The organism is Serratia sp. T13T92 (genome assembly GCF_047530105.1).
Classification (GTDB): Bacteria; Pseudomonadota; Gammaproteobacteria; order Enterobacterales; family Enterobacteriaceae; genus Chania; species Chania fonticola.
In genome coordinates this window covers 22,224-34,881 of sequence record NZ_JBLJAK010000007.1, presented here as the reverse complement: position 1 = coordinate 34,881, position 12,658 = coordinate 22,224, and the positions used below count along the sequence as shown (strand labels likewise).

Annotated in this window: 7 protein-coding genes; 3 read left to right on the top strand and 4 right to left on the bottom strand. The window is 32.3% G+C overall.

Annotated features, from left to right (window positions below; genetic code table 11):
* Window positions 1-1,211 precede the first annotated feature (1,211 nt).
* Both ACMV5I_RS09720 and ACMV5I_RS09715 read left to right on the top strand, forming a co-directional pair.
* Window positions 1,212-6,554, top strand: a complete 5,343-nt coding sequence (locus ACMV5I_RS09720) for an RNA-directed DNA polymerase (protein WP_414824285.1) — start codon at window positions 1,212-1,214, stop codon at window positions 6,552-6,554.
* A gap of 417 nt (window positions 6,555-6,971) precedes the next feature.
* Window positions 6,972-8,549, top strand: a complete 1,578-nt coding sequence (locus ACMV5I_RS09715; RefSeq protein ID WP_414824216.1) for an RNA-directed DNA polymerase — start codon at window positions 6,972-6,974, stop codon at window positions 8,547-8,549.
* 10 nt (window positions 8,550-8,559) lie between these two features.
* On the opposite strand, the gene ACMV5I_RS09710 is transcribed toward ACMV5I_RS09715, so the two are convergent.
* The gene (locus tag ACMV5I_RS09710) at window positions 8,560-9,372 is read right to left on the bottom strand and encodes a hypothetical protein (protein WP_414824215.1); all 813 of its coding nucleotides are present in this window, start codon (window positions 9,370-9,372) and stop codon (window positions 8,560-8,562) included.
* 198 nt (window positions 9,373-9,570) lie between these two features.
* Here ACMV5I_RS09710 and ACMV5I_RS09705 point away from each other — a divergent pair, with 198 nt between their 5' ends.
* Complete coding sequence (locus ACMV5I_RS09705) at window positions 9,571-10,191, top strand: recombinase family protein (RefSeq protein ID WP_414824214.1); 621 nt, start codon at window positions 9,571-9,573, stop codon at window positions 10,189-10,191.
* Between the two features lie 191 nt (window positions 10,192-10,382).
* On the opposite strand, the gene ACMV5I_RS09700 is transcribed toward ACMV5I_RS09705, so the two are convergent.
* The 3 genes from ACMV5I_RS09700 to ACMV5I_RS09690 all read right to left on the bottom strand — a co-directional run bounded on the left by ACMV5I_RS09700 (window position 10,383) and on the right by ACMV5I_RS09690 (window position 11,958).
* Complete coding sequence (locus tag ACMV5I_RS09700; protein ID WP_414824213.1) at window positions 10,383-10,745, bottom strand: hypothetical protein; 363 nt, start codon at window positions 10,743-10,745, stop codon at window positions 10,383-10,385.
* A gap of 19 nt (window positions 10,746-10,764) precedes the next feature.
* Window positions 10,765-11,001, bottom strand: coding sequence for a hypothetical protein (locus tag ACMV5I_RS09695; RefSeq protein WP_414824212.1), 237 nt, complete (start codon window positions 10,999-11,001; stop codon window positions 10,765-10,767).
* Window positions 11,002-11,097: 96 nt separating this feature from the next.
* Window positions 11,098-11,958 carry a hypothetical protein gene (locus tag ACMV5I_RS09690; protein WP_414824211.1) on the bottom strand — a complete coding sequence of 287 codons (861 nt, stop codon included), beginning with the start codon at window positions 11,956-11,958 and terminating at the stop codon, window positions 11,098-11,100.
* Window positions 11,959-12,658 lie beyond the last annotated feature (700 nt).

Sequence of the window (12,658 nt, the reverse complement as noted above, 5' to 3'; positions counted from 1 at the left end):
GCAAATGTTCGCAGGTATAGTTTAATAATGAAATAATCTATGACGTCTCATGTTTAAATACTAAATAGATAGTCTGAATAAGCAATAAAATACTACAGAAGTATAAAATAATCCTTGCTATTTTTGAAACGAACTAAATTTGTGTGCTATACTATAGGTGTAGCTAATACATTTTAAAACTCTGATTGATATACCAAAGATAAATTAAAGTGATAATTTATCTTTGGTATAATAGTTGAATCCTGATCCTATCGAAAAGTAGATGGCAGATGAGTAGTTCAATCAGTACGATGTGCAAATGAGACCCGTGATACAACTTAGGTGAAACCAAATCCAATGCGGTTATAAAAGCTATATGCAGTCACACGAACCACGGCAATGCGGCACAATAAAGAATTCTTAGCAGATGAATTCCTTGATAGACATATAGGTTCACACCTGACCATGCGAAAGGGAGTTGAATAAATTTGTACAATATAGATCCGTCCAAATTTTGAAGACACATGTTTTAGTTGTTTATGTAGCTGAAACATGAAGTGCGATTAAAACCGCGACCGTTGCAATAGAACAGTGATAGGGAGAAACAGGGCAACCCGCTTCCGCTTGAACGATTTATACAATATAGATCCGTCCAAAATTTACTACATAAAATGTTCGATAGATACCATCGACAAAATTAATTTCTATCCCCCTGAGGGGGGATGGAAATGTTCTCAGAAAACCTCGACAATAGATTATGAAGTATATTAAATCCTTTCAAAAGTAATAACTGAATTAATTTATAATTTCTGAAAAGTTTTACGAAGTAAAACGTATGAAGAAATTTAAATTATAACTTAACAGTTTTATTGAAATACGAAACACGAAGTGTTGAGTATCTTCAATTGGAACTTGTGATTACTTTAATTATAATAACCTACTTAATTGATTTACGAGATTACTGAGAACGGTCAGATGGATTAGTTAAAATCAAATAGTTATATCAACAAGCAGAAATAAGAATATTACATGAAAGAATGGAGTAACTCATAGTTTTTTTGCTATACAAATACTCAGTATGATTCATGTCTAATAGCGAGTTTGTAACTATGTTTGTGAGTACGGAAAGGATTACCCAGAAAAGTAAAATCGCTCTTGCATGATGTTTAAGTTTTAGTCATTATATTATTAAGTGGCAAACAAAACTCAGTAGAGGATCGTTTAAAGTGAGTATGATTAAAGAAATATCAATAAAAATCAATGGGTTATTCTCTACAGATCAAGACTATCATGCTGAACAGCAAAGTGATGGAGCATACCTAAAAAAAGCAGGAAGAGTTAATTGCAGTAAGATACAGCATATGTTGGACAATGATGGCTCACTTGCCGTTTATCAGAGAAATATTAATGATAAAATCAAATGGATTTGTTACGATTTTGATATTATCAAGTCTCAACTTGAGGGTAATAACAGACATCTTGCTGAGTTGGAGCTAAAATCTGCGGTTACTAAGTTTTGCAATTTTTTAGATAAAAAAGAAATATCTTATCTCATTGAATACTCAGGGAATAGAGGGATTCATATTTGGATTACATTTCAAAATGAGGTTCCATTTAAAACGGGATATGAAATAACCGGATTAATTCTTGAACATGCTGAGCTTAACTATAATTCAGATTTAATAGCTATCGATTTGTTTCCCCATTCAAGTAAGATCACCAATAGTGTAGGATTTTGTGTAAAGTTGCCTTTATCTAAGCACAAAAAATCAAATGCTTACTCATTTTTTCTTGATAGTGTGCATGATTTAAATGAAATAAAAAAAATATCAACACTAGATCCTGTTTTTATATCTAAACAGAGAACCATATTGGATATGCATAACTCAATAACACTTGAGTTAATAGAAAAAAACTTTAATGTATTTCTATCGCAAAACAATTCATATTATTACGAAGAAAGAATTAAAGAAGTTGTAGTCTCCAGTTTAAATATGGAATCGTTATTACAGCATTGGGAAAGCGAACCTCCATTAAAAAAACTTAAAGAAGGCATATTGAAAGGGACTCTCAATAACCAAGAAAGAAAGTTATTAGTTGGTCTACTCATCAATGTTGTTGGAGAGAACTCAAAAAATATTGGAAGAGCAATTTTAACAAAAATTTTTGAAAAACAAAAAAATTATGATGCAAATATTACTCAAAAAGCAATGCATTCACTATCTTCTTTTTATTTTCCTAGTAAAGAGCAAATAGAGGATATTATGAAAGAAAGATTTAGCACTGAACTCAATAATATTAGTTTGCTGAATTGTATATTTAGTAATGTTATCAGCTACGACCAAGGTTATTTTGATTTTTGTATCACGGACGTTGAGATAGCAAGAAATGCAGAAATGAAGTATCTCATCCAAAATGATGAAGCTCAATCACGTAAAGTATTTAATGAACTTTATAGCATTAAATCCAATGAGTATTTAATTCATGTAAGCAAGTTTATAGAAAATTTTGACCAAAGAAATGTGAAATATTACAATCATGAGCGAAAGGAAAACGAAAAGGTACGTAATTTAATTAGTCTTGAGTGTATGGAAAGAATAACTACAAGCATGGTGCTTAAACAAATACATCACTTCTTCGATTTACCTAATAGCAATTCCACACATGGTTACCAGGTAAGAAAAGGTTTCCAAGACGGCTATATATTCGAACCATGGCTCTACCTATGGATAAAGTTTTTATCAAATATATCAACGGCAATCACTAATGTTGAGTATAGTGAGTATTATATAATAAAAACTGACATTACGTCTTTTTATGATAAAATAGATCATGATAAGTTGAAAAGAATATTATTGGAAAGTTCTCCATTAGACAATGTAAAGTCAAAGCTATCTACTTTAGATAATAAATCTCTTGCCAATTATAAGAAATTAATTTCTATTTGTTTAAATATCGCTAAGCAAACTGTTGCTTCAGATAAAGGACTGCCTCAAGGGCCTGCATATGCAAGGTTTTTTGCTGAGTTATACCTTGCTGATATAGATAACAAGTTTGATAAACTATTAAATAATGACTCAATTGTACTTTATCAGCGTTATGTCGATGATATATTCATTGTATGCAAAAATGAAAATGAAGCAAAAGTTCAACTTGAATACTTAACTCAAGAAGTTAGCTATCTTGGGCTAGAACTAAAACGTTCAAAGACACTAATAAAAAAAGTGAAGGACTTTTCTCCTGATTATGATAAATACCGATCACAATCGAAGTATTCGGTTGATAGGATTTCAAGTAAGTACCCAACTGCTACAGATGAAGAAAAAAGCTATGCTATTGATGAATTCATTAATTTAATACTATCCGATTCTAAACAAGAAGATTATTCTTTCATTTTCTCACATCTTAAAGGTGTGCAAGAGGTTGAACCGTTTAAAAATAATGAAATACCAGGCATTCTTGAAAGTGGAGTTGGTAGAGGAAGTTTATACAGAAATCTATTCACCCATATTTTGGAAAACGAAAGTCTTTGGCATTTTTTGATAGATACAAAATATTTTAACTCACTTCAGTCTGAAGTATTGACCTCCACAATTATCAACTTTATAGAGGAGGGGAAAAGTAGCCATAACAAGTTTATAGAGCTTATGAATAATATCATTGGCAAACTTACGGCAACTAAAATGGTTGAAGAGCATTTACTCCATATGAATTTGTTAATGGGGTTAGAGGTTGATTACGAAAAATTGAATGCTAATACCATAATAGAGATTATAAGTGTTTTTCCTTCAAAGTTGAATATAGAAACAACTGAGAGGCTACTTGATTATATCAACACCGAACTCAATAGCATGCATGATAAATACAAGTTTATAAATATAATGTATGCAATTACCCATAGCAACCGCATAAGCAAGGTAGAGTTAACAAGGCTTTCTTCAATATTTTATTCATACCTATCATTGCATATGAATAAAAATGAATTTACAAAAAAAGACGAGTTAATAACAGAAACATTAACGTATACGGTTAAATATCATTACCTTGTGTCATTATTTTCTTTATCTAAAACAAACTCATCCCATGAGTTGCTCGTGAGTATGTGGAAATACTGTGCTTGCCTATTTAATAATTTCAACTTTCATATTAATGAAAAAATAGATTATAATTGGTTGCATAAAATAACATGCTTAGATATGGATACAAAGAAATTGTATTTGTTACTATCTGCCATTATTGATGGCGATATATTTAGAGGGACTCTTGATAATAAATCAGTTTTTAAGACATATCACACATTACTATTAGTTCTTTTATCAGACAAACTACCAGAATTCGAAATTGACAATATCGATGCGTTGCTCAATAAAATAAAGTGTAAGTCGAAATTTTATGAATGGATAATTGATAGAGAACATACGGAGTTCCTTCCAAGTACTAGAGAATGGTTTGATAACAACATCATTTATAATAATACAATTATGTTAAGGAGAGATAACCAAGTTCTTATAAGAAAACCTCATGAATTTTTTACAGGGGAAACGGTAAGTAATTCATGCGAAGATGATTATAGCGAACTTATTGAAACTTATAATATTAGAGAGCTGGATAGTTTAAAAAATATTGTTTCTAATATGAATCTAGAGAAATTTGTAGAGTTCCTAACTAATGAGTTATCTAGATGTAATGCAAATGGATATCCAAATATATTCTCAAACAGTCGTCTTTTGAAAGTGGATTCTTTAGAACCATTTACAGTGGAACTATACGCTCCACTATATTTCATTTGCGAAGAAAGAAATAAATCAGTAAACGTAATAAATTACTCAAAAGATAGATTTATTGAGTTGATGTTCGGTAAGTATGCTGAAGCAACAAATCAGCAATCTGTTGAAATTTACGAAAAATATATATCTAGACTACCTGCTGATATCGATGTTGGTATATTTCTCAAATATCTTTCTCGTCAATTTAAAGAATTCCATGAAATTGATGATTCAAACTCATCAATATTAATTGATTTATCTGTGGCTTCAGCATTATATTGTTGTCTTGAAGAGAAGTATAATGTAATTGATTGCTTTGATAAGTTTGCAGACTTCTATTTTCCAAATAATAATACTGAATGTGATCTACATGTGTTTTCTGTTAATAGTGATCAATATATTAGCGATTCTAGCCCAGAGAATCTCATAAAAACAATCATTGACTCTATTATCATCACGAAATCAGAGGCGAACCCATTTTTAATATTAAATATAGAGGACGGAATAGTTGATTATTTAAACGCTTTAAGGAAAGTAATATCAAGGGAAGAGGCTGCCTCTAATTTAAACACTGGTTCATTTGAAAAATGTCAAATTAAGCTAAATCAAATTAGACAGTTGGCTGAGTTAGGTAACGGAGATAAATTCAACTATTCAGATGTTAAAATAATCAATGTAATTAGTGGCTCAATCGATAGCCTGTCACATTCTAATTCACATCATATCAATACGGCCTCACATAAGTATCAAAGTAAGAGTCAGGGAATTCTATATCTTATTGCGTTACCAAGTTCCCTATCTAAAGCCTTTGATTATATAGATAGCAAGCGAAAAAAATTAACAACGTTAGTTACTATGACTTATATACCATATCAAATTAATAAAGTTGATATAACCAAACTTGATAGATTTGAGGATGCTGTAAGTGTTATTGAGGCTCACAATGCAATTACATATAGAGCAGCTTATGAACTTTTAATTCGATGGCTATCTACTTTTCCTGAAAGATTTCGCGATATTTTTGTTTTAATCATAGCATCTCATCAATATATGACCTTAGATGAAATAAATGGCTTTTGTAATGTTGTACTTAATAGTATCAATAATAAAGATAATGCAATGATACTTAAAAAGGTTGAGGATTATAATGGAACGATCAGGTGTTTTCATACAAACAATGAATTGAGCAGAAAACTGGAGAGATTGTATCCTAATAATATAGATACCAACAGGTCTGAGGATATATGCATTATTGCTGATGTTATTATTAGTGGTAGTCAAGTATGTAAAGCAATGGAGTTTTATTTAACAGAGACCGGTGAGAATAATTGTTATTTTGAACCAGCAAGTAAAGGTGCTATCAAAGATAAATTATTGAAAATGAGTAAGATAAAGATTTGTTGTGTCTTATATACGGATGATGCAATACAAAAAATCACTAGTGTACTAAAATCATTAATGCCTAAACTAGAAGCCATTGAAGTTATTTATGGAAGAGAAATTAATGGGGATGCGTACTTCGAGACAACGACAAAAATTGGTAACACAGATAAAATACGAATATTGAAACTATTGAGTAATGAAGATGAATGCCAAGTAATTTATAGTTATCTAAGTCACCCATTAATTAAAAGTAGAGATTTTCGAAAATGTTATATGTTATCAGTTGATAAAATTAACAAGATGAATTTAGTCTCTCGATATCAGTCATTACCGAAAAAATGTTTTAATTTCCTCTATTTAGGGTTGAAAACTAACAGTAAAATTCATCCTATGAATAGAGTTTTGGAACAAAATGATTTTCAATAATTTGTGAAAGAGTGCTAATTTTATGATTTGTACTCTTTTTATTCTGCTGATAGATCAAAAATGTCTATACCAATGGCCATTGAAGATGCCTGAATTTATCCAAGTTGAGGATCATGATTTCCAGCATGAAAAATTTATCACCGCCAAACAAGCAGTCGAACTCGAACGATCATATGAGCTCTATCAGGGCAGTATTTGTGTGATTGTATTAAAGCCATCCTTCTCGGTTCAGTGGGTTCGAGCATAGTGGCTGATTGTTCAGGTATTACGTCTTCAACATACGACGGTTGATCGCCACATCAGTGGCGAAGTCAATAATTGAGTTAGATATCATGATGATGTTATAATTAGGTGAGCATGCGTACGACAAGAAAACCCAATGTATTTTTTCTTTTTTAAATAAAAGCAAGAGGCGAAATGAAATTAATATCAGAGGTAAGTAGGGAAGAGGCTGTGGCATTTTTTCTAAGTGATGAAGCTTATTGCAACTTACCATTGCCTCCATATATCTCTTTTGAGAAAGTTTTAAATGAGGTATATAATATTATATCTGATAAAAAACATCCATTATACGGAAAGCGTGTTAAGTCAGTTGATGCAAAAGCCGCCAACATGAACCATGCTATCATATGCAATAAGAACTCTGGGTTTTCATGGCGTAAAATTACATTAATTAACCCTTATTACTATGTTTACTGTGTGATCGAGATAACCAGTGATGAGATGTGGCCTTTTATACAAGAGAAGTTAAGATCCTATCTTGCCAACGAAAAGATAACCACTTTAAACTTACCATTTATTAAAAGTGATCCTAAGCAAAATGGAACTGCACAAATCATAAGAAATTGGTGGAGCTGCTTTGAAAATGGTTCTATAGCTTTGTCTATGGAATATGATTATATTGCAAAAACTGATATATCTAATTGCTATGACTCAATTTATAGCCATTCATTAGAATGGGTTTTTGGTTCTAAAGAGGATGCTAAAAAAGGAAAGAAGAATAAAGTTGGTGGTGATTTAGATACTTTGATACAACGAATGAATGAAGGTCAAACAAACGGAATTCTTACAGGTTCCGAAATCTGTAATCTATTTGCTGAACTAGTACTTGGGGATGTTGACCTTAAACTTGCAGATAGATTGAATGAGCTTGGTATCGACGATTATAAAATATTAAGATATAGAGATGATTATAGAATTTTTTCTAATAATGAAGTTGTTTGTCAGATTATTTTGAAATCTCTATCTGAGATACTGCAATCTTATGGTATGTCACTAAATGCAGCAAAAACTTCTATTTCAGATGATATCATAATCTCATCAGTAAAGTCAGATAAAATTGATACTATTTACAATCCAATAAGAACAGATATTTCTGTGCAGAAAATGATTTTCTTTGTGTATACGTTATCTATCAAAATGAATCATCCTAAGTCTATTAATAGATATTTAAATGATATAATAGAGTATATTAAGAAGAATGGTGCTGATCAGAAATTCAACTCTTATGATGCAATGTGTGGAATTATAGTTAATCTTATTGTGCTTAACGCATCAGTATATCAATCAGCAATAGGGTTATTGAGCTACATTTTGCATCTTTCGGAGCCAGATTTTAGAATTAAAGCTATCAGACTAATGCACAGCAAACTTTCTAAACTTCCAAATACATATTATTTTAATATTTGGTTTCAGAGGTTAATTATCCCTTACATTGATGAGTTAACTGATGATGTAGTCAGTGGTATTTTCAAAAGTGATGATAAGCTATGTGAACTAATTAATGAGACATGTAAGAAAGGTGAGGGACAGAAAGTGGTAAAACTCTGGAATTTCTCTTTCGTAGAAAATATGGGGTTATCAGGACCAAAATTGAAAGACCTAATTTCCATAATGACGGAAGATAAAATAGTTTTACAAGAAAAAATTCAGAGTCTAACTCCCGTGCTTGATGATTCTGAGTTTGACATTTTCAATGCTCCAAATTCAGATTGACTATAAGAGTTCAATCTATTGCTTTGAATTTTTTAAATTTTAATATTATAGGTGTCCAAAAAAATAAATTTAAAAACCATTTTTTACTTATAATGAAATAGATACTTTTACCTACGGTAGATATGAAATAATATCTCAGTCTTGATTTGAAGGGGATCTTATACCCTTTGGGATAAAAGTGGTGAATTTGAACAAGGTGATAATACAAAAAGTCTTTGAGCCTTTTTATAGTAAAGTCTATTTCATCCATATTCCAATACATACCCCACCTTTTAACAAAACGGCTATTCAAAAGATCATCATTATAAAAACTATATTTATAGTTAACACTATATTGTTTTTCATTTTTTATAATAACTGTCTTAGATGTTGTATTCAGCAAGCAAATTGAGAAGTCGTGGTATGAGAAGTAATAGCCTCTTTCTTTAGTATGATGAAGTTCTCTTATAGGGATAGATGGTGTCACTAATATAGTTGGTGTATTTGTAATATTGTAAGCGGATATCTTATTCTGGTATGTTTCATTCTGATATGTATTGCTGAGGGCTTTTGCTTCTACAATTATTTCAACGCATTTTATCACATGGTTTTTATCAGAGGTTCTTATAGCGACTTTTGAGAAAGGCGGTGAATCGTTGTCAAAAATGGACGCTTGATGCACACTCACTTCAATCTCTGGAGTCAAGTTCTCCCAATCTTGTAAAAAACTACGTTGTTTTAAGTAGTACTCGTTCGATATTAAATATGTTTCATAGAAGAAAAACTTGGAAAGCCAAGTTATAACTGGGTTTACCAAAAAACCAATAGGAATAGATGGTTCCATTTTATCTTCCTTCTGTGTTCTAGTAGGTGTCAAATCCTTTAACAATGGACTCTACTTTTATGAATTTTTTGTCTTTTTGAGTATACCCAAAAGGGACCAGTAGAATCACTAACCATTTTGGTTCATTAAATACTCTTTACAACTTAAAACAGACTTTATATAATGAACCATATAAAACAGACCGTATGGTGATTCAATATGCGTGTGTATGCTTACCTCCGTGCTTCTACTCAGGAACAAGATGCAACAAGAGCCCAATTTGAGCTTGAAGAGTTTGCACAGTCGAACAACTTCCGAATCTCGAAGTTCTTCATCGAGAATGAATCTGGTGCTAGTTTGCAACGTCCTGAGCTTTTCCGTTTACTTGATATAGCAGAACGAGGCGATGTTCTACTGTGTGAGCAGATCGACCGTGTATCAAGATTGACCAATGAGGATTGGAAAAGTTTAAGGCGGATTATTGAAAGCAAGGGAGTTAGGCTCGTCTCTCTCGATTTACCAACAAGCCACCAGCTGTTGCATAGTACGGATGAGTTTACCCAACGTATGTTCGAAGCTTTAAACAGTATGATGTTAGATATGCTTGCAGCTATAGCTCGCAAAGATTATGAAGATCGCCGCCGACGCCAGAAACAGGGAATTGAGAAGGCGAAAGCCAACAATAGCTATAAGGGTCGTCCTGTCGATCAGGAGTTGCATCGGAAGGTTGAAGAATTGCTCACTGATGGGAAAAGTTGGAATAAGATTCAAGATCTTATTGGATGCTCGAGGGCCACAATTGCCAAGGTATCCAAGAAATTAAGTACTGAACCAAACTAGTAATTTCAGATTGTATACTTTGATGATATGGTAACACATTGATTGTATTGCAATATTTTTACTGAATCCGTTCGATATCTCGATGGTTGAAAAGATCAAAAAATGCAGAGACTGAAAAAAGTTCTCTGCATTAAAGTATACTGCATTATTAATTTTATGACTACATTTCCCTGGTGCTGGCTTAATAATGTCTACTCTTCAAGTTTCATTAGTTCATCTGTACTCAAAGTTTGAATGTAGGAACTATAGCTATCAAAGCATGTATCGAACATCTTGGGCCTATTTTTATATCCGTTTTTAGTACTCCATAGTTTTAGTCCAACAGATTTTCCTGATTCAAAGCTATCTTTATCTAAACTTCCCGTATCGTTGATCTTCCGTTGGAAGTATTTTACTGCTGGTCTTGCTTCTTTACCAATGTTTGAATTTGGCTGATATTCATAAATGCCTTGGTACAATCCTGAGCAATATGAGTAGGTTTTAATGTCATCAGATGCTAATGCACCCGAAGATAAGATGAAGCTACAAGCAACAATAATCAAATTCTTTTTCATGATTTCTCCTTGAATAATATTAATTTTTAATTTCCCTTGCAGAATGAATTACAATGCTTTCACCATTACTCTTCTTTTTATTTTTTAATTTTGTATAACCCTCATTAATATTGCTGGCAAAGACTATTTCGGCGTTTTTCCCAATTTTCCCTGAGACACTATACTCGATTACAAACTGCTTTAATGTACTTGACATAACACCACCTGAAAAAATTAATGCTGTGAGTATTACTGTTGCTATTACTGACTTTATCATTACTATTACCTTCTATAATTAATTTCTATTGCTATAAGTATTCAATTAAATGATGGCGTTACCAATCTATTGAGTTAAATTTTAATACAATTATCTTTATTGAATGCTCACATTTATTACATCACCAGTGTCAGCGTTAAATGTACATGAATATGTTACATTTTTATACGCACCAAAACCATTTTGTGCTTTTGCTCTATGTCCGTATAGTGTCACCAATTTCCCGCCTTTGTCATACCAGTTATAGGATGAGAATTTAGGTTCTGTAACACCATCAGTCCATTGGAAATCATACTTTGCTGATTTTTCTACTGCTTTCTTGCAGATATAATCACCACCTTTGTTTTTCATGGAGTAGCAATAAGCATCTGCGTTACACTCTGCATCCTTTTGTGCTTTTTTATTTGATTCAACTCTTTCTTTTTCAATTTTATCTTCTTCTTTTTTTTCTTCTATTGCTTTCTTGTCGGCTAAGTAACTCGAATACTCTTCTGGGCTATAAATGTTATTTCTTTTTGCATCTTTGAAATCATTTTCAGTACTGAACCCAAGAGTTTTTGATTGTTTATTATCAGCAAGTGACTGCGTAGAGTTAGAAATTGCCATGATAATTATTAGAATGACAGGGGTAGTGTAATTATTTAATAGTTTATGATTTACGATTGATGGCAACTTAGCTTTAACTGTCGGGTAGATCATTAATGCCCATATGAAAAAAAACACTCCCACTAATAAGGATAGTATTGCAGATACAATAATTAGTACCCCAGTAAGGAAATCAACACCGGGAGATGTTATGTCTGTGAATGCATATAGAGAACGTATGCATATAACTAAACCTATCAGTGAGTATAAAAAGAGCTGTGGTTTACCTAAATGTAGTTCCTTTCTTTTTTTGAATAGAAAAATGATTAGTACGATAGCAATAACTAAGAAAACTAATGTTAATTCTTGCATGTTGATTTCCTTCCATGAACTTTTTAACAGTAATTACTTCAAAACACGAATGATATTGCCCTTCGAGTCAACTTCTACTCGTACTCTTTTGCCACAAGCACGGCATGAACCAACGCCGGTTCCTCCATTCTTGATTCCTGTGTTAACTGATGTGGTGGAGTGGCAGTGAGGGCATGTAACTGTATATGAAGCATAAGCCATGATTTTCACCTTACTTGGTTGATTTTTATTGATAAGTTTGAAAATCAATGATAGCAACTGGAATTAAATTGATCAATAAAATAGATCGATACGATTGAATCTATCGATTATTGTGGTTTGTTTGTATTTATTACAACAAAATCAGTGAGTAAGGTTTTAGTTGTGGAGATTACGGGATCGTAAAGCTTGTATTAGAGACAAATGTAGAACTGAAGCTCGTTACTTGGTGCTATCGGGGCAAGATGCGAGATGACTGTGTGGTTAGATGATGGGAGAGGAGGACTTCTATCTTCATGATTAAAGTTAGTGTAACGCACAGGGAATGTTGATGCCGAACATGGTCAGCGAGGTGTGCTGCGGTTTGTCTGTCATGGCGTAAAAGCTACCTTTTAATCGTCAAAATCGGTACTGAGCGGCACATAGAGTAGATCACTAACTTATACCGCACGGTGATAGCACAGATAATGCGGGAAAACGGGGTTTAGATCCAGACGGGTAG

What these genes read in the sequence shown, in the direction of transcription:
- ACMV5I_RS09720 (WP_414824285.1), top strand. Translation starts at nt 1,212, where the DNA reads ATGATTAAAGAAATATCAATAAAAATCAATGGGTTATTCTCTACAGAT.
- ACMV5I_RS09715 (WP_414824216.1), top strand. Translation starts at nt 6,972, where the DNA reads ATGAAATTAATATCAGAGGTAAGTAGGGAAGAGGCTGTGGCATTTTTT.
- ACMV5I_RS09710 (WP_414824215.1), bottom strand. Translation starts at nt 9,372, where the DNA reads ATGGAACCATCTATTCCTATTGGTTTTTTGGTAAACCCAGTTATAACT.
- ACMV5I_RS09705 (WP_414824214.1), top strand. Translation starts at nt 9,571, where the DNA reads ATGCGTGTGTATGCTTACCTCCGTGCTTCTACTCAGGAACAAGATGCA.
- ACMV5I_RS09700 (WP_414824213.1), bottom strand. Translation starts at nt 10,745, where the DNA reads ATGAAAAAGAATTTGATTATTGTTGCTTGTAGCTTCATCTTATCTTCG.
- ACMV5I_RS09695 (WP_414824212.1), bottom strand. Translation starts at nt 11,001, where the DNA reads ATGATAAAGTCAGTAATAGCAACAGTAATACTCACAGCATTAATTTTT.
- ACMV5I_RS09690 (WP_414824211.1), bottom strand. Translation starts at nt 11,958, where the DNA reads ATGCAAGAATTAACATTAGTTTTCTTAGTTATTGCTATCGTACTAATC.